Source organism: Nonomuraea sp. NPDC049129 (assembly GCF_040648495.1).
Taxonomy (GTDB): Bacteria; Actinomycetota; Actinomycetes; order Streptosporangiales; family Streptosporangiaceae; genus Nonomuraea.
The window spans coordinates 37,918-56,478 of sequence record NZ_JBEZDU010000038.1 but is presented as its reverse complement, the minus strand read 5'-3'; the positions used below and the strand labels follow the sequence as shown (position 1 = coordinate 56,478).

The following is an 18,561-nucleotide window of genomic DNA, read 5'->3' as shown; positions in this document are numbered from 1 at the left end:
TGTGCAGTCTCGATGACGTCCGTCAGGTCGTCACCGTTCCCGAGACTGCGATCACGGCGGATGGAAGAACGGTCGTCTTCACGCGGCGCCAGGCGGCAGACCACCGCACGGAGACCTCGCTGTGGGCGGTTTCCCGCGACTCTCAGCCACAGCCGCTGACCCACGGGCCGACGGATCGAGCACCTCGCATCGTCCCAACGGGGATCATGTTCCTGCGCGATGTCGACGGATTCCCGCAGTTGCATCTCCTGCCGCACATGGGTGAGCCGACGCGGTTGACCGAGCTGCCGCTGGGGGCCGGGGCCGCGGCCGTCAGCCGGGACGGTCGCCGGGTCGCGTTCTCCGCACCCGTGAACCGCGCGCCCGGCGACGCCGCTGCGCCCATCGTCATCGACACGCTCGACCAGAAGGCGGACGAGATCGGCTGGATCGGCAGTGTCCGCCGCCAGATCTTCGTGATGGACCTGGGATCCAGGCAGATCAGACAGGTCACCGACGGCGACTACGACGCGGACGGCCCGGCATGGTCGCCCGACGGCGACCGCCTCGCATTCACGGCCTCCATGGCCCACCGCGCGGACGTCGAGCTCGAACGCCGCGCCTACGCGGTCGAGGTCGACGACCCGCTCGCTCCGGTGCAGGTGCTCGGACAGGCCACAGGAGTGACCGGTCCGGTCATGTGGGCTCGCGACGGCGCGTCGCTGCTCGCCGTGGGATCACCCGCGATGGTGGCAGGTCATGCCCGGCTTCTCCGGCTGTACGGCGACGGCAGGCCCGACACCGACATCACGGCTGGGCTGGACCGCAATGTGCTGCCGGGCGCGACGGGCTACCCAGGTGGCCACCCGGCGCAAAGCCACGACGGCAGCGAGATCGTCTTCTGCCTGCGTGACCGTGGCTGGACCCATCTGTACGGGGTCGGTCCGGATGGCGGAGAGGGCAGGCCGATCGTCGCGGAGCCGCATCAGGTCGTCTCCGCGCTCTCGGTGGCCGCCGAGACACCCCGTGCCGCGATCGTCCTGACCACTCCTGAGTCGTTCGCCGAGGTCGCGATCGTCGACCTCGCCACCGGCGAAGTCGAGGTCCTCACCTCGCTGATGGAAGAGAGCCTCCCCGGGGTCCAGCTCTGTCGACCGGAGCCACGAGAGTTCACGATCAGCGATGGCGTCGTCGTCCACGGGTGGCTGATGGCGGCACCGGACACGACCGGAACCGCTCCGCTCCTGCTCGACATCCACGGTGGGCCGCACAACGCCTGGGCCGGTGTGGCCGACGAGATCCATCTGTACCAACAGCTCCTCGCCGCACGCGGGTGGCGTGTCCTCACGCTCAACCCCCGTGGATCCGACGGGTACGGCGAGGAGTTCTACCGAGCCGTCGACGGCGGCTGGGGACGAGCTGATCTGGCGGACTTCATCGAGCCGATCGACCAGTTGATCGCCGAGGGGATCGCCGACCCCGAGCGACTCGCTGTCGTCGGCTATAGCTACGGCGGCGTCGCGACCTGTGCCCTCACCGCCCACACCGACCGGTTCGCGGCTGCGGTGGCCGGCGGCCTGATCTGCGACTTCGCCTCCATCGCCGGTCAGCGACTGCTGCCGGAAGGCTTCTTCGCCTCGGCGACCGCAGGTGCCGCGCCGACAGACGTGGTCCGGCTCATCGAGAGCTCTCCGATCGCACGCGTCGAGCAGGTGAAGACACCCACGCTCGTGCTGCACGGCGAGAACGACAACACCTGCCCGATCGGACAGGCGCAGCAGTGGTTCTCGGCACTGCGGATCCAGGGTGTGCCGACTCGCCTGGTGGTCTATCCAGGAGGCAGCCACCTCTTCATCGCCGACGGCGAGGTCGATCACCGCGTCGACTACCACGCCCGGGTCGTGGAATGGGTCGAGCTGCACACCCGCGCCGCCGCACGGCCGGCCGCGCTGTCGCCGGCCCCACGTGGGGAGCACTACTGGCGCCGCCGTCTGGACCTCCTCCGAGAACGGCACGGAGTCGTCGGGGCGCAACTCGGGATCGTGCAGCTCGATCGGAGCGGAACGGTCTTCGACCGCATCACGGTCAGCTCCGGGGTCCTGAACGTCTCGACCCGGGAACCCGTCATCGACGACGCCGTCTTTCAGATCGGGTCGATCACGAAGGTCTGGACGACGATGCTCGTCATGCAGCTCGTCGACGAGGGGCTGCTCGATCTCGACGCTCCCGTGCGCGAAATCCTGCCGGACTTCAGGCTGGCCGATGACGAGTCGCCCTCGGTGACGGTACGGGCGTTGCTCAACCACACCAGCGGCATCGACGGGGACGTCTTCACCGACACCGGGAGGGGAGACGACTGCGTCGCGCGGTACGTGGAGCACCTCGCCGCCGTCTCCCACATCCACCCGCTTGGAGAGAGGTTCTCCTACTGCAATGCCGGCTTCGTCGTCGCGGGCCGCATCGTCGAGGTGCTCCGCGACATGACGTGGGACGAGGCGCTGCTCCACTATTTGATCAAGCCGATGGGCCTGCGGCACACCATCACCCTGAGCGAGGACGCACCCAAGTTCGCCACGGCGACCGGCCACGCCGGCTTCGGCGACGAGTCGGCCCCGGTGCCCCAGTGGTCGATCACCCGATCCATGGGACCCGCGGGCCTGATCGTGGCGAGCGTCGGCGACCTGCTGACGTTCGCGGAGATGTCACTGCGCGGAGGGGTGACCCGGGAAGGCGTTCGTCTGCTGTCAGCCGGCAGCGCTCGCCTGATGACCATCGAGCATGTCGATCTGAGACAGAGCGTCGCCACCGTCCAAGGCTGGGGACTGGGCTGGTTCCTCGAGGACTGGCGGGGAACCTTCGTATACGGCCATGACGGCGGCACGATCGGCCAACGTTCATACCTGCGCTTGATCCCCGGTACGAACTACGCGGTGGCGTTGCTGACCAGCGGTGGTCAACCGGATGGTCTCTTCTACGAGCTGTTCGCGGACGTCACGTCGTCGATCGACGGCAGTCTGCCCCCGGTCCGGGTCCGGGCCGACATGACACGTCCGCCCGAACCGCTGGAGGGCGCCTGGGAGTGCGCTGGCTATCGCGCGGAGGTGGCCCCCGACGCGGACGGTCTCAGACTGACACTGTGGGAGCGGAAGGGGCATCTGCGCGACGGCACGGCAGCAGAGCCGGAGTTCGTCGCGCTGCATGCCTCGAACATCCCGGGCGGCTACGCCTACACCACCGCTGAGCTCGCGGGGGAGAAGCAGTTCCGGCCCGTCGCCGGCGGCGTCTACAACGGATCCCGCTTCCTGCGGCAGGAGTGCTCATGACGACCCAGGCGCCGAGCTCGACCTCCATGGAGTTGCGGCTGCTTCACCGCCCGGAGGAGATGTCTGCCGCCTCCGAGCTCGTGGCGCAGATCTGGAAGGTCCAAAACACCCAGTCGCATGTCAGCCCGGAGCTCCTCACGGCGTTCGCGCACGCGGGCAACTACGTCGCCGGTGGTTTCCGCGGCCATGAGCTCATGGCGGTCTGCATCGGGTTCTTCTACCCGCCCCGGGAGAATGCCCTGCACTCCCACATCGCCGGCGTGCGACCAGACGCGGCGGGCACAGGATGGGGCAGAGCCCTCAAGCACCACCAGCGCGACTGGTGCCTGGCCCGCGGTGTCACTCGCGTGACGTGGACCTATGACCCCCTGGTGGCCCGGAACGCGTACTTCAACCTCCACAAGCTCGGCTGTGAGGTCGAGGTCTACCTGCCCGACTTCTACGGACCGATGGGTGACGGGCTCAACCAGGGCCAGCACAGCGACCGGATCATGGTGGCCTGGCACATCGGGCAGGCCACGGCGCCCTCACGAGCCGAGAAGAAGCACGGCCCCGCCGTACTGAGGTCCGTGGACCGGCGACCCCAGCTCGACCTCGGCCGGGCGGAGTCGCTGACCCGATGCGTCGTGGAGATCCCCTCGGACATCGAGGCTCTACGGCGCCACGAACCCGAGCTCGCGATCTCATGGCGGCTCGCGCTACGACGGGCGCTGGGTGGGCTGCTGGAAGAAGGCTGGGTCGTCGTCGATTTCGACCGCCGGGGTCACTACTGCCTCACGAGGAGCACCTGAGAATGCACATCGAGCGTGTCGAGCTCATCACGGTCCGGATGCCGCTGATCCACCCGTTCACCACCTCGTTCTCCACCCAGACGGAGCGCCTTCCGCTCCTGATCCGGGTCACGGCCTCAGACCACGGCGGCACCGTGACAGGGTGGGGTGAGTGCGTCGCCCTCGCCGAGCCGTTCTACTCGCCGGAATACCTTGAGGGAGCACGAGAGGTCCTGCGGCGATTCCTCGTGCCCGCGCTGTTCGAGTGGCAGGCCGCGGGTCACGCCGTGTCGGCATCGACGGTCGGCGCGGCACTTGAGCACGTGGTCGGCCACCGCATGGCCAAGGGCGCTCTGGAGATGGCGATCCTGGATGCCCAGCTGCGGCTTCGGAACATGTCGTTCGCAGCGCAGCTCGGTGTGACCCGCGTCTCGGTGCCCTCGGGGGTCAGCGTCGGCATCGAGAAGTCGATTCCCGACCTGCTCGGCCGGGTGGCCGACTTCGTCGACCAGGGCTACGCGCGCATCAAACTCAAGATCCAGCCCGGGTGGGACCTCGAGCCGGTCAAGGCGGTGCGCGAGCGGTTCGGCGACATCGCGCTGCAGGTTGACGCGAACACCGCCTACCGTCTCTCCGATGCCCAGCGGCTGCGCAGACTCGACCCCTTCGATCTGCTGCTGATCGAACAGCCGCTGGGCGAGGAGGACCTGCGGCAACACGCTCTGCTCGCGGGCCTGCTCACCACGCCGATCTGCCTGGACGAGTCGATCGTTGACGCGCGGTCGGCCGCCGACGCGATCGCGCTGGGGGCGGCGAGTGTCATCAACATCAAGCCTGGAAGAGTGGGGGGATACCTCGAGGCGGCACGCATCCACGACCTCGCGCTGGCGCACGGCGTCGCAGTCTGGTGCGGCGGCATGCTCGAAACCGGCATCGGCCGAGCCGCCAACGCGGCGTTGGCCGGGCTCCCGGGCTTCACGCTGCCCGGCGACATCTCGGGCTCGGATCGGTTCTACGCCCAGGACATCACCGAGCCGATCGTCATGAAGGACGGCGCGGTGTCGATCCCCGGCGGACCCGGGTTCGGCGTCGAACCCCTTCCCGCGGCACTCGGCGAGATGACCGTTCACACGCTCGACCTCACCGCCTAGCGACGAGACCAAGGATCAGGCCAGATGGGATCAGCAGGCAGCTACGACACCATCGTCGTCGGAGCGGGCTCGTCCGGCTCGGCACTCGCGGCACGGCTCGCCGACGCGGGACAGCGGGTGCTGCTGCTCGAGGCCGGCCGGGACTACGCGGCCTCGCAGCTTCCGGAGGCATGGAGGTCGCCGAATCCGTTGAACGCGATCCTGAACTCCGACTACAACGCGTTCTTGTGGGACGGGCATCTGGCCACCAGGACCGAGGCCCAGGAGCCCTACCTGTACTGGCGAGGCAAGGGCCTCGGCGGAAGCTCGACGGTGAACGGGCAGATCGCGATCCGGCCGCCCATCGAGGACTTCGACGAGTGGGCGGCCTCCGGTTGCACCGGATGGTCGTCCGCGGAGGTCATGGCGGACTTCATCGCCCTGGAGTCCGACGCCGGCTTCGGCGACGAGGACTACCACGGCACCGCCGGCCCGATCCCCGTCTACCGGGCCCCGGTCGACACGTGGGGCTCGGTCGACCAGGCGCTCCGCGCGGCAGCGCTCGCCTCGGGTTTCGGGTGGGCCCCGGACGTCAACGCACCCGGCGCGACCGGCGTCTCTCCCTACCCCATCAACTCGATCGACCGTCGACGGGTCTCGTGCCACGACGCCTACCTGGAGCCACGTCGCGACAACCCGGGCCTCACCATCCGCGGCGACAGTCTGGTCGACGTGGTTCTCTTCGAACGTGCTCGGGCAGTCGGCGTCCGGCTGGCCAACGGATCGGCCTTCCACGCGAACCAGGTCGCGCTCAGCGCGGGCGCCACGGCCTCGCCCTCGATCCTCATGCGCTCGGGCATCGGCCCCGCCGATGACCTCCGACGGCTGGGCATCGAGGTCCGTGCCGATCTGCCGGTGGGCCGTGGGCTCCAGGACCATCCGATGGCCCTGATAGGCATCCCGCTCACCGAAGCGGCCTCGGCCGGCCCCGCCGACCGGCACACGAACTGCTGCGTGCGCTACAGCAGCGGCACCGTGCCCGGCGGGAACGACATGATGCTGGCCGCCCTCAACCAGAACGCGCTGGCCATGGCGGCGGCCGAAGTGCGCGCCGGCGCCGGTGCCGTCGGGGTGTTCGTCAACCGGACCTACTCGCGCGGAACGCTGAAGCTTCGAAGCGCCGACCCGAGCACGCAGCCCCGGGTGGCGCTGAACATGTTGTCGGACGAGCGCGACATCGACCGCCTGGAAGCGGGCATCAGGCTCCTCGGCGACCTGGTGGCCCACTCCAGCTTCGCGGAGATCGCCGACGGCGATCTCTGGCGGGTCAATTCGTCGCTGCGCGATGCCCTGGACACACCAGGGCGACTGCGCGACTACCTGCGCGCCAGCGTGGTCGACACGCAGCACGCGACGAGCACGTGCCGGATGGGAGATCCGAACGCGCCGGAGACGGTCGTCGACCCCCGGTGCGAGGTCCTCGGTTTCGAGGGTCTCCGAGTCGTCGATGCCTCCGTCTTCCCCTTTGTCCCACGCGCCAACACCCATCTCGCCTGCGTGATGTTCGGCGAGCATATGGCCCGCAGGCTCCACTGAAGCCGGCTTCGATCCAGAAGGAATGAGCAGATGAAGCGCCTGAGCAACATCATCGACGGCACCCCGGTCGAAGCCGCGGACCCGGAACTCCGCAGCGTCGTCAACCCGGCCACCGAACAGGTCGTCGCACTGATTCCGGCCGGATCGGCCGCCGACGCCGCGGCGGCGGTGGAGTCGGCGCAGGCCGCGCACGCGGGCTGGGCGAGGCTCGACCTCGAGGACCGCCTCGGCCGGCTGAGCCGCACCGCCGACCTCCTCGAACGGCATGTGCGTGAGCTGGCGGAACTCGAGAACCGGGAGATGGGCAAGCCTGTCCCGCTCGCCGAGCAGTTCATCGCGGGCGGAATCGCCTCGTTCCGGCTCGGCATCGAGCGGGCGCGGTCCTATCCGTTCGTCGCCGACGTCACAGCTCCGGGCGAGTCCGGACGGACAGTGGTCATCCGTGAGCCGCTGGGCGTGCTGGCACTCATCGTGCCCTGGAACTTCACGGTGACCTCGATCCTGGGAGCCCTGGGCCCCCTCCTCGCCGCCGGCAACACAGTGGTGATCAAGCCCTCGGAGAAGGCGCCGCTGTCCGCGGCCCGGCTCGTCGAGCTGTGCGACCTTCCGGCAGGCGTGGTGAACCTTCTCCTGGGCGACGCGCGCGCCGGCAAGCCCTTGGCCGAGCATGAGGCGGTCAAGCTGGTGCACTTCACCGGGTCTGTCGAGGCGGGCCGCAGCGTCGCCGTCGCCGCGGCCAAGCGCCTTCAGCGAACGATCCTGGAACTGGGAGGGAACGACCCCGTCCTCGTCGACGCCGACGTCGACGTGGCCGCCACCGCCAAGGCGGTCGCGACGTCGACGTTCCTCAACAGCGGACAGATCTGCACATCGTCGGAGCGGATCTACGTGCACCGCGCGGTCGCGGACGAGTTCATCGCCGCCCTCGTGGCCGAAGCCGAAGGCTGGACGATGAGCGACGACCCCTACTCCCCGGGCCTGGGACCACTGGTCGACGACACCCAGAGGAGGATCGTGCACGACCACGTCCACGAAGCCGTCGACCGCGGGGCGACGCTGCTCTGCGGTGGCGGGCAACCAGACCGGCCCGGATACTTCTACCCCGCGACGGTGCTGACCGAGGTCACCTCGGACATGCGCATCATGAAAGAGGAGACCTTCGGGCCGGTCGCCCCCGTCACCGTGGTCGACTCCTTCGCCGAAGCCATCGACCTGGCCAACACCACAAGCTTCGGACTCGCGGCGACGGTCTATTCCTCGACCCCCGAGAACCTGCGGCGCTGCAGGGAGATCAACGCCGCTCTCGTGTGGATCAACGAGTGGCAACACGGTGGCGTCAACATGGTCTACGAGCCGTGGGGGGTCAGCGGGATGGGTGCGACCGGGGCAGCGGCGTCGTTCGACGCCGCCACCCGCCCGGTGTCGATGCTCTACTCGCCGTCCACGAACCACGGGTAGTACAGGGCCGTGCTCCAGGCAGGGGTCGCGCCGGTCGTGGCGGCCTGAGCAAGGGCCCACTCCGGAGAGCCGAATATGAGTAGGGGCTACTCATGTCCGGCGGTGGGCCGCGGGACAGGATGCGATCACGGGGCTGGGAGTGCCCGCCCGCGATCCGTTCCTTGATCTCTCCCAGAGGAAGAACATGCTCACACGTTCCGGCAAGCTCGCGGCGATGACCGCGTCGGGATGCCTGGCGATGTCGGTGCTCGGGGTCACGGGAGCCGCCGCCGAGACGGCGTTCGCCCCTGACACCTGCGCCAGCGGGTACGTCTGGCGCGGCGCGCGGCCCAGCGACCACGTCTGCGTGGACCCGTCCGTACGCGACCGTACGCGGTCGGAGAACGCCTCCGGCGTCTGGCACGCGTGCACGACCGGGTTCGTCTGGCGGGAGGCGTACACCGGTGACTACCGGTGCGTGGTCCCCAGCTCCCGCTCCCAGGCGCGGCAGGACAACGGCAGCGCGGCCCGCAGGCTCGCCTGGGTCGTCATGGTGAAGCGCAACCACGCCGGTAACGGGCCCTCGTGCGACGGTGAAAGCTGCTCCACCACCAACGAGGGGCCGTACCAGACCGTGGGCGTCCGCGGCTACTACCTGACGCCGGGCACCCAGGTCGCCGTCCAGGTCAGGCGCGCCTCGGATGACCGGGTGCTGTGGCAGGGCCGGGCCACGGCGCAGCCGGGCGGTAACGGACCGGCGGGCAACTACTCGGTCGACACGGGGCGGGTCCTGTGCGGTGGCAGCTCGTTCGCGGCGCCGCTCACCGCGTACGTGGTGGTGCGCGGCGACGGCGGGCAGTGGTCGCCGCGCGTGCCGATCGCCTGGCGGTCCTGCGGACTGGTGTGATCAGCGTGCCAGGGGTTCCGGCCGGGGCCCGGTGAGGATCCTCGCGTTGAGCACCGTGGTGACCTTGAGGGCCCATTCGCTCGGCTCTCGTACGAAGGTTCCGTGTCCCGGCCGTCCCGGGCCGTCGTCACGCGATGCGGGGCGCGTTACCGTGGCGTGGTCGGGGAGCAGCGCGAGGCGGTCGGCGTTCAGCAGGTTCCGGGTCTCGGGCAGCGACGGCGCGTGCAGGGGCACGATGTCGCTGCGGTGCAGCAGGTCAGGCAGCGGAACGAGGGTCGTGCCGAGGGCCTGGGCGTCCGCCTCGGTGGCGTAGGGGTCGCTCGCGAGCACGGTGAGGTCGAAGGACCGCAGCAGGTGTGCCACCCGCCGGCCGGTATGCGACAGGCCGACGATGCCGACGACGCGACCGTAGTTGGACCGACCACCCCCCCACAACTGCTTGGCTGCGACGCAGGTCAGAGACGGATTCGTTGTTTTTTCCGCGATTGCTACCGGGACCCCCGTTACCGACACCCGATGTTCGAGGTGGAGGAGAACTTGGGCGGCTTTGAGGATGGCACCGATCCGCCGAAGGTCGAGACTGACTCGGCGGAGCGCCCTGGAGGTGGGCTTCAGCAGGGAGTTCGTTCGCTCGGCGACCCCGTGGACGCCACGTATGAGCCCCTCCCTGCCAAATGGACAGAGGTAGCAAACGGCGCGATCGGCCGCCCGTCGCAGAAGACGGGCCACAGGTCCGCTACATCTTGCCGGTACGGGTCGGTCAGTGTTGCGTCTCGTCTCCCGCCCCGCTTGGCTGGATGGCGAAGTCAAAGCGCGGCGTGGAGCGGCTCAACGTCGCGGTCGGCATCGAGATCGGCCAGACGCTGCTCAACGCGTCCGTCAGCGCGGCAATGAGGTCCGGGACGTCCTTGGCCGCCGAGGAGTGCAGCCCCTCCGCGATGATCAAGGCCGTATGGGTCTTGTCGCGAACGGCCGAGTGGCCGCTCTGCCGGTTCGTCCATCGCCGGGCGTGGGCGTGCTCCGCGGCGTCGACGAAGGTCACCTCTCCCGGTTCTGGGTTTTCCAGCTCTCCCGACAGTGTCAGGTACTTCTCGTCGCCAGCCGCACGCCGGACTTCGAGGTGCCCGGAGATCCTGGCGACGTCCAGCGCGGCCACCGGGATCGCGAAGGCGAGTGAGGCGGCGTTGCAGAGGTCGACCAACGGGTGGATCCGCGGCAGTGCGCCTTCTTTGCGGAAGCGCCGCAGCAGTGACTCCGAGGCGCATCGATACCGCGTTGGCTTGAGTCCCATCTTCGAAAAGGTGCGCCGCCAGGCCTGGATCTCGGGCAGGTCGGCCTCCGTGCCCGCCGCGAGCCGCGCCTTGGCGAGCAGGTTGAACGCCTCGATCCGGGGCTCGACGACCGCGTCGGCGGTGATCCCCGTGGCGACGAGCACGCCGGCGACGAGCTCGGGGTGCTCAGACCAGATCTCGTCCGAATGCTGGAAGTACATGTTCGGCTCCGTCGTGGGCTCGGCGGTCATCGGACGGCGAGCGCGAGCTTGGCGCCGAGGGCGACGAATGATCCGGCGAAGCCCCTGCGCAGCCAGGCCATCAGCCGCGGCCGCGCGATCACGCGGTCCCGTACCGAGGCAGCAAAGACGCCATAAACGGCGAAGATCGCGAGTGTGGCCAGCATGAACACGGCGCTGAGTTCCAGCATCCGCAGCACGTACCCCGGCTCGCCGGTGTCGACGAACTGCGGCAGGAAGGCGAAGAAGAAGATGGTTAGCTTCGGGTTGAGAAGGTTGATCAAGATGCCGGAGGCGATCACGCGTCCGGCTGGGAGCGGCGTGGTTTCCTCCTCGGCGACGATCGGATCTGTGTCCTTCAGCGTGGCCCACGCCATGTACAGCAGGTAGGCCACGCCCAGGTACTTGACGAGCTGGAACGCCGTCTCGCTGGTGTGCAGCAGCGCCGCCATGCCGGTGATCGCCGCCACCATGTGGGGAACGATGCCCAGCGTGCATCCGATCGCGGCGACGACGCTCGCGCGGCGGCCGTGCGATAGCCCCGCCGACAGTGTGTAGATCGCCCCGGTGCCAGGCGTGGCGACCACGATGAGCGTGGTGACCAGGAACGCGATGCTCAAGGTGGTCCTCCTGATGGGCTCTGGTGATGGCCGTTCTCGTGACCGGAACTCTGCCGCCACAATGGCCTCATGAACAGGTCCAATGAAGACCTCGTCGAGAGGGCCATAAAGGCCGGCTCCGACTTCCTCCAGCTGAACGTCGAGGACGCGCCCGTCGGTGGGCTGTCCGAATGGCTCGCCGACCGATTGCGGTCGGCGATCTGCGACGGCCGCCTGACCGTGGGGAGCAGGTTGCCTGCGAGCAGGGTGCTCGCGCGGGATCTCAGCGTGTCCCGCGGCGTCGTCACCGAGGCCTACCAGCGTTTGAACGAGGAAGGCTATGTCGCAGGGCGCCGCCGGAAGGGGACGATCGTCGTCGGCGCTCCGGGCCGGACGCCACCGGCGCGGCCGCCGTCCCTTCCGGCGGACGTGGTGCCGGAGGACGCGGTGTTCACGGCGTCGCCCGGCGTCGAGGTCTTCGACTTGCTGCGGGCGGCCGCAGCGCGGATCGACCTGTCACCGGGCGTGCCCGACCTGGCCGCCTTCCCGCGGTCAGCGTGGCTGCGTGCCGAACGCTCACTGCTCGCCGACCTGGCATTCTCCGCCCTTGGATACGGAGATCCGCGCGGAACCCCGGCGTTGCGCGTCGCCGTGGCGAACTGGCTGGCCCGCAACCGCGGGATCCTCGTCAACCCGGCAGATGTGATCATCACCGCCGGCACCGCTCAGGCGCTCGGACTGTTCGCCGAGATGCTCGCCGAGGCCGGGATCCGCGAGGTGGCGGTGGAGGATCCCGGATCGCTGGGCGCCCGCCAGCACCTGCACAACCGGCGGCTGGTCACCCCACCGGTGCCGGTCGATGCCGACGGGATAGAGGTCGGCGCGCTGCGCGCGACAGGCGCACCGGCTGTCCTGCTCACGCCGGCGCATCAGTTCCCGACAGGCGTGGTGCTCGGCGGCGATCGGCGCCGCGAGCTGATGCGGTGGGTCGATGACGGCGGCCTGATCATCGAGGACGACTACGACGCCGAGCACCGTTATGACCGGCCTCCGGTTCCGGCGCTACGGTCGGCGCTCGGCGAGCGCGTCTGCTACGCCGGGAGCGTGTCCAAGCTACTGGCGCCGGCGCTGAGGATCGGATGGGTCCTCGCGCCGCCGCGGTATCGGGACGCCGTCGTGGCCGCCAAGCGGTTTGCCGACCTCGGCAACGCAACACTGCCGCAACTGATACTGGCCCGCCTGATGGAGTCGGGGGAGATGGAACGCCATCTGCGACTGCTGCGCGGACGCCACCGCCGCCGTCGGGACGCCATGATCGACGCGATCAGAGCACAGCTACCGGACGCGGCGGTCCACGGCGCCGCAGCGGGCCTGCACCTGACGATCACATTCGACGCCGGGTTTTCCGACGTTGACCTCGCCGCCGCGTCGCTCGCGTGCGGGGTGAAGGTGCAGCCGCTCTCGTGGCACCGGCAATGCCCCGGCCGCCCGGGGCTCGTGCTCGGCTACGCCGCGAGCACCCCGACCGCCATCGGCGAAGCCGTGGCGATCATCGGCGAGGCACTGCGCCGTGTGCGCTGACGCGGCTCCGCAGGGCACCCAGTGCAGCTGATCACACCCTGCCGGTCCACATCCACACTCACACCCTGGACCCGACCGCATCGGAACGGCCAGTATTGGTAACCCGAGCCCCGACGGCTCGCTGACGCGACTGGTCGTTCGGTTCCTGCTCAAGGGCCTGGAAGTCCCAGAGTTCACTGAATTGACGGTTCGTCGGACGGAACCGATGGATCTTCATGCCTCATGACCCATTTCGACCCCTGGGTTCGCCGCGACTGGCGGGGTCTCGCTCTTCAGCTGCGGTGGCCAGCAGGGCGCGGGCGTTCTCGGCACAGCGGATAGCGGATAGCGGTCTTGGGGTCGAGACCGAACACCGCAGCGAGGGGGAGCGGGTCCGGGCCATGCGCGAGGGCTTCTTCGAGCTGCTGATCAACGTGAAGGCGTTCAAGTGCCGCAGCCTGACCGCGCAGCTTCTAAGCGGAATAGATCTTGGATACGAGACCGACGCCGTGGGCGCTCATCTGGTCGATCCACAGGTGAGGATTGACTGTGCTCGGCCAGCGGGTGCGACGGTAGTCGAGCCATTTGAGCAGGATCTGATGGGTGAACTCGTCAATGGGGCACGCGGCGCAGCAGGTCCTCCAGGCCGTCGCGAGCCATCGTGGCTCCGGCGCGCCGATCAGACCAGATGAGCTCCTCGGGAATGCACCGGTGGGACGACGCCCTCTAGCTCATGACCACTCCGCTTGCCCCGCCGACGGATCACGGCTTGACTAACCGGACCGCAGTCCGATAGCTTGCGACCATATTCGGACCATAGTCCGCTTCTCGGATTCTCGCAGCAGAGGGTAAGTCATGCTCAAGAAACTGATTCTGGCCAGCATGGCCAGTTCACTGGCCATGCTGGCGAGCGGAACGGCTAGTTCGCTCGCCGAGTCGCGCCCCGCACAGGCCGCCGGCCAAGTCATCTACCACTCTCACAAGGAGGATGGATCGCCCTGCGAAGGACTGAAGGGATGCACATTCGTCCAATTGAAGGGCGATCCGAAGACCGGCCCTTCGGAGGCGATGTTCACTCTCAAGGCCGGCACTCCCTTCTCCCCGCACTGGCACACCAGCCCAGAGCGCGTCGTCGGAGTCTCGGGGGTCATGCTGTGGCACGTGGAGGGACGCAAGACCTATCGGGTCGGTGCAGGCGATTACCTGTATTACCCAGCGAAGGCGGTGCACTGGGGCAAGTGTGCTCCGGGTGCCGACTGCGTCTACTACGTGTACGACTCCAAGCCCTACGACTTCCATCCCGCCGAACGCTGAAGTGGCGTTGCGTCGACCGACGCCGACTCAGCCGCAAGGAAGCTCAGGCAGAAGCCCGCCGTACAGGAGGGGTGGCCGTTCAGCACACCTGGCGATCACGGGCACAGCCCGACTGATCGGCGACTCCGGCACCGGCAAGTCGCACCTGCTCATCACCTTAGGCACCGAAGCGGCGATGCCTGGATTCCAAGTGAAATAGACCCTGGCCACCTGGCTGGTCAGGGTGGCAGTGGACTCGGCATCGAGGCCCACATCGATGTCGGCTATCAGCGCGGTTCCGGCTGATCAAGGATACGCGGCTGGACTCTCCCATATTGGAAGAGTCCATGCTGGGGCATAGACGAGGAACTGTTGCCGATCGGGCAGTTCGCCAGGCTCGGTCGGCTGAGCGTCAAACGGCCTCGCTGTAGTCCCGGGGAAATTTCCAACAGATTTGCCTGACCTGCGGCGATACACAGGGCCTGGACGGCAGTCGCGAGGCGTCTACGGTGGGATCATGGGCGATGACGAGCCGAGGTTCGGCTACGGCCAAGGACGGCGGCCGCTGTGGAGCCAGCGCGAGCGCGATGCCGAGCAGGTTCTGCGGGTGTGGCCGGTCAGTAGGCGGGGCAGCAGCCGGGCGGTGGGGGTGGCCCAGTGCACGTACTCGATGGCGCCGCCCTTGGAGACGACCCGGGCGCGGCGGAACTCCAGGTCGAGGTCTTCGACGTTGAGGGTGAGGACTTCCTCGGCGCGGGCGGCCGTGTCGTACAGGAGCCGCCACAGCAGGCGTTCCCGCAGGGCGTGCGCGGCGACCGGATACTGAGGCCCGGTCACGGCGGTCAGGCGGGCGAGGGTCTCGGCGTAGCCGGCGCGGGTGGTGGCCGCCTGCACCGACTCCAGGAAGCGCTCGACCGCGGCCGTCATCGACGAGGCGGGCGGGGGCCCGGCGGCCGGGGAAGGACGACGGACACGGACGTCCTCCGGGCAGGCGATGTGACACATAATGTAGCCGAGTCGCCGTCGTGGCGGCAGACGCCGAGCTGGGCGGACACGGCCCTAAGGCCGCCCACGTGACAGATAATGCAAGTTCTGTGTCACAGATGTGGCGGCGCCATGGGCAGAGACTAGGTGGTCGTTCGCAACCGGGCCTCGGCGGCCCAATGAGGTGCGTTCCACCGGTCGGCGATGGTGGCGGCCTGAGCGAAGTGGGCGGCGGCCTCGTCGTCGTGGCCGAGGAAGACGGCCAGCTCGCCGAGGGTGTGGGCGACCGGGCGCAGCTCCACGGACAGGCTCGTGGCGTCCGGCGGGGGGCCGTCGCAGCGCGCAAGCAGCGTCGCGTAGATCTCCTCGGCCGCGGCGCGGTCGTCCAGGGCGATGGCGGCCATCGCGCGGACGGTCGTGAGGAAGGTGAAGAAGTAGTCGGGCCGGATCGGGTCCGAGGTGCGTACCCGGCGGGCTTCGTCGATCAGGCCGTTGGCGTGCAGGGCGAGGACCAGCAGGTCGGAGGCGATCGGGCCGAACGCCTCGTGGAAGGCACGCACCTCCTCCAGGTGCTCGCCGAGCGTGCCGTTGTTCACCCAGATCGCGGCCAGCGCGAGGCGGAGGAAGCCGACGGCGTGCAGGGATCCGGCGCGCCGCATGCCGTCGGCGGCCTCGGTGTAGAGCCGTTCGGCGTCGGCGAACCGGCCCTCGATGAGGGCCAGGGTCGCCAGCACCACCTCGGCGACGCCGATCGCTTCGGGCAGCCGGTAGGTGCGCGCGAGGTCGAGGGCCTCGGCAGCCGCGCGGCGCATGGTGGCCGGGTCGTTGGCCCCGGCGGCGGCGCTGGCCTGGTTGAGCAGCCCGGTGACGCGATAGACGGGCAGGTCGTGCTCGGTGCCGATCGCCACCAGTTCGCGGCAGAGGTTGTCGCGTTCGGGCAAGCCGCGGTGGCCGCGGGTAATGACCTGGAGGGCCGCCGCCCGCAGGCGGGGTGAGGTGGCGAGGTCGAGCGCCTCGCGGGCCGCCGCCAGGGCGGTGGGGTCGTCCTCGCCGACCAGTTCTTCGGCGTAGGCGGCGAGGAGGTGGCTGCGTGCCTCCGGGGCCAGGTCGGTGCGCTTGAGCAGGCGGCTCAGCCTGTCGACGATGGGCCGGTCCACCGTGCCGTACTCGCGGGACTGCCATGGTGTCGGCTCGGTCCAGGCCGTGAACGCGGCGATCATCAAGTCGTCGCGTCCCAGGGACTCGGCGTACTCGACGGCCTGCAGGCGGGTCTGGCGCGCGGCAAGCAAGGCGCCGGCCCGGATCTGCGCCCGCAGCAGCCTGCCATGCAGGTCTATGCGCTCCTCCGGGCCGGTCGAGTTCGCGACCGCGTCGGTGAGGAGATCGGCTGCGACGTCGTGGGCGTAGCGTGCTTCGGCCAGTTCGGCGGCCCGGAGGCAGTAGCCGACGGCCTTGGGGGATCCGGCTCGCGCGTAGTGGTGCGCGAGCGCCGGGATGTCGCCGGTGGCTTCCAGTGCGGCGGCGATGCGGGCGTGCATGCGGGATGCCCGCAGGCGGCTGACGCCGGCGATGAGGGTGTCGCGGACGAGGGCGTGGACGAACCGCACCCGTCCGGGGCCGGGCTCGCTCAGCAGCCCGGCGATCACGCCTGCGTCCAGTGCGTTCAGCACGCCTTCCTCGTCGGTGTCGGCGGCGTCCACGAGGACGTCCACCGAGCTCTCCCGGCCTGCGACCGCGGCCAGTCGCAGCACGGCCACGCCTGCCTCGGGCAGCCGTGCGAGGCGCCGCCGCAGCACGTCCCGTACGCCTTCGGGGACCTCGGAGAGGGCGACCAGCGCGCCCTCTCCGTTCAGCAGTCGCGCGCTCTCCCGCACATAGAACGGGTTGCCGCCGGTGCGCTCGGCGATTCCGGCGACGGTCTCGTCATCGGCCTCACACTCATTCCGTACGATCTGCGCGACAGCCACATCGTCCAGGCCGGGCAGGGGGAGCCGCAGCGGCGTGGCGCGCGCCAGCGAGGCCAGCGTTTCGGCGAGGTGCCCGCTCTCGTCCGCCCGGTAAGCCGCCACGACCAGAACGGGGGCCCGAATGCCGAGGCAGCCGCCGAGCAGCTCCAGCGTGACGGCGTCCGCCCAGTGCAGGTCGTCCAGCACGACGGCGACCGGGCGTTCCGCGGCGACGGCCGCGAGCCACTTCCACACGGCCTGACGCAGGCGGAACCGTCCCGCGGTGGCGTCGACGTTCACCGGCTCGGTGTCGGTGAGCAGCGGCGCGAGGTCGTCCGCGAACTCGCCCGGGGACCTGGTCGCGGCAACGCCTCTCAGCGCCTCAGTCCAGGCCCACGCGGGCGGCGCGCTGTCGACCTCCGAGCAGTGGCCGACGGCGACCAGCCATCCGTCACGTTCGAGCCGCCTGCCGAGGCGTTCCAGAAGCGTCGACTTGCCGAGCCCGGCCTCGCCGGTGACAAGGGCGATGCGCGCTCCGTCGGCGGCGGCCTCGGCAGCGGCCGCGACCAGTGCCGCCAGCTCCTCCTGGCGTCCGACGAACGGCGCCTCGGTGATCGGAACCGTCTGCGGCAGCGGGACAACAGGCGGTGGCAGGAACACGGACGCGTGAAGGACGTCCGTGCGCTGGGTGAGGATCGCCTCCTCCAACGCCGTCAGGTCCGGGCCGGGGTCGAGCCCGAGCTCCTCGGCGAAGATCCCGCGAACGCGGCGGAGCGTCGCCAGCGCGTCGGCTTGGCGGCCACTGCTCCACAAGGCCAGGGCGTGCAGCCGCCAGCCCTCCTCACGCAGAGGCTCGTCGCGGGTGAGCCGCTCAGCCTCGGGAACCACCGCGGCGGGGTCGCCGATGCGCAGACCGGTCGCGACGTGCAGTTCGGTGGCGACCAGGCGCAGCTCGTTCAGCCGGGCCGTCTCCGCGGCGGCCCACGGCTCGTCGGCGACCTCGGCGAACGCCGGTCCCTGCCACAGGCCCAATGCCTCGGCGAGCCGGGCCCGGGCGGCGCGCGGGTCGGTGTCCGTACGGGCCTGGTCGAGCAGGTCCTCGAACCGCCACGCGTCCACCGACTCGCGGGGCAGCCGCAGCGCATAGCCGGGCGCCGCGCTCACCAGCAGCCGGGCCGGCGTGCGTGACGGGCGGCCGGGCTCCAGCAGCCGGCGCAGGTTGGACACGTACGCCTGCAAGGACATCAGCGCCCGCGCGGGCGGCTCCCCGCGCCACAGGTCCTCGATCATCCGGTCGACCGGCACGACCTGCCCGCGCGCCGCCACCAGCAGGGCCAGTACGCCGCGCTGCCGCGGCCCGCCGAGGTGGACGGGCTCACCGTTCACCTCGGCGGCGAATGAGCCCAGTACGCGGATGAAAACCATGATCCGGACATAGTACTTGGGCGGTTCCAAATCGGCTCCAAGTCCCCTCCAAACACCCGAGAGCAACCTGAACACGTCGCAACCGATGAAGGACAGGAACAG

At 69.5% G+C, this 18,561-nt stretch carries 14 protein-coding genes and 1 pseudogene; 9 read left to right on the top strand and 6 right to left on the bottom strand.

Annotation, left to right across the window (positions count from 1 at the left end):
• Positions 1-206: 206 nt before the first annotated feature.
• From AB0B64_RS55620 to AB0B64_RS55595, 6 genes are all read left to right on the top strand, one after another.
• On the top strand, positions 207-3,302 hold the full coding sequence (locus tag AB0B64_RS55620) for a serine hydrolase (RefSeq protein WP_358203152.1): 3,096 nt from the start codon (positions 207-209) through the stop codon (positions 3,300-3,302).
• Entirely contained in the window at positions 3,299-4,093 is a 795-nt protein-coding gene (locus AB0B64_RS55615; RefSeq protein WP_358203144.1) for a GNAT family N-acetyltransferase, read from the top strand. The genes AB0B64_RS55620 and AB0B64_RS55615 overlap by 4 nt, the downstream gene beginning before the upstream one ends.
• A gap of 2 nt (positions 4,094-4,095) precedes the next feature.
• Positions 4,096-5,223, top strand: a complete 1,128-nt coding sequence (menC, locus tag AB0B64_RS55610; protein WP_225301994.1) for an o-succinylbenzoate synthase — start codon at positions 4,096-4,098, stop codon at positions 5,221-5,223.
• Positions 5,224-5,247: 24 nt separating this feature from the next.
• A complete protein-coding gene (locus tag AB0B64_RS55605; RefSeq protein WP_357961196.1) occupies positions 5,248-6,798 on the top strand; it encodes a GMC oxidoreductase in 1,551 nt (516 codons plus the stop codon).
• A gap of 30 nt (positions 6,799-6,828) precedes the next feature.
• Positions 6,829-8,256: an aldehyde dehydrogenase family protein gene (locus tag AB0B64_RS55600; RefSeq protein ID WP_357961193.1), complete on the top strand. Its 1,428-nt coding sequence runs from the start codon at positions 6,829-6,831 to the stop codon at positions 8,254-8,256.
• Positions 8,257-8,440: 184 nt separating this feature from the next.
• Complete coding sequence (locus AB0B64_RS55595) at positions 8,441-9,142, top strand: hypothetical protein (RefSeq protein ID WP_357961191.1); 702 nt, start codon at positions 8,441-8,443, stop codon at positions 9,140-9,142.
• On the opposite strand, the gene AB0B64_RS55590 is transcribed toward AB0B64_RS55595, so the two are convergent.
• From AB0B64_RS55590 to AB0B64_RS55575, 4 genes and pseudogenes are all read right to left on the bottom strand, one after another.
• Positions 9,143-9,655, bottom strand: coding sequence for an NAD(P)-dependent oxidoreductase (locus AB0B64_RS55590; protein WP_358203290.1), 513 nt, complete (start codon positions 9,653-9,655; stop codon positions 9,143-9,145).
• Positions 9,656-9,658: 3 nt separating this feature from the next.
• A pseudogene (locus AB0B64_RS55585) lies at positions 9,659-9,778 on the bottom strand (IS5/IS1182 family transposase); the annotation flags it as partial.
• A 124-nt stretch (positions 9,779-9,902) separates the two neighbouring features.
• Complete coding sequence (locus AB0B64_RS55580; RefSeq protein WP_357961188.1) at positions 9,903-10,634, bottom strand: phenylalanine--tRNA ligase beta subunit-related protein; 732 nt, start codon at positions 10,632-10,634, stop codon at positions 9,903-9,905.
• 26 nt (positions 10,635-10,660) lie between these two features.
• A complete protein-coding gene (locus AB0B64_RS55575) occupies positions 10,661-11,272 on the bottom strand; it encodes a LysE family translocator (protein WP_358203127.1) in 612 nt (203 codons plus the stop codon).
• A gap of 69 nt (positions 11,273-11,341) precedes the next feature.
• Between AB0B64_RS55575 and AB0B64_RS55570 the strand changes: the two genes are divergently transcribed.
• The 3 genes from AB0B64_RS55570 to AB0B64_RS55560 all read left to right on the top strand — a co-directional run bounded on the left by AB0B64_RS55570 (position 11,342) and on the right by AB0B64_RS55560 (position 14,125).
• Positions 11,342-12,832: a PLP-dependent aminotransferase family protein gene (locus AB0B64_RS55570; RefSeq protein WP_357961182.1), complete on the top strand. Its 1,491-nt coding sequence runs from the start codon at positions 11,342-11,344 to the stop codon at positions 12,830-12,832.
• Positions 12,833-13,212: 380 nt separating this feature from the next.
• Positions 13,213-13,503 (top strand): hypothetical protein, encoded by a 291-nt coding sequence (locus tag AB0B64_RS55565; RefSeq protein ID WP_358203118.1) that lies wholly within the window; start codon positions 13,213-13,215, stop codon positions 13,501-13,503.
• 163 nt (positions 13,504-13,666) lie between these two features.
• Entirely contained in the window at positions 13,667-14,125 is a 459-nt protein-coding gene (locus AB0B64_RS55560) for a cupin domain-containing protein (RefSeq protein ID WP_358203111.1), read from the top strand.
• Positions 14,126-14,647: 522 nt separating this feature from the next.
• Here the strand turns inward: AB0B64_RS55560 and AB0B64_RS55555 are convergent.
• Together AB0B64_RS55555 and AB0B64_RS55550 are read right to left on the bottom strand one after the other, a co-directional pair.
• Positions 14,648-15,031 carry a tyrosine-type recombinase/integrase gene (locus AB0B64_RS55555; protein WP_358203103.1) on the bottom strand — a complete coding sequence of 128 codons (384 nt, stop codon included), beginning with the start codon at positions 15,029-15,031 and terminating at the stop codon, positions 14,648-14,650.
• Between the two features lie 200 nt (positions 15,032-15,231).
• A complete protein-coding gene (locus AB0B64_RS55550) occupies positions 15,232-18,459 on the bottom strand; it encodes a BTAD domain-containing putative transcriptional regulator (protein ID WP_358203095.1) in 3,228 nt (1,075 codons plus the stop codon).
• Positions 18,460-18,561: the final 102 nt, after the last annotated feature.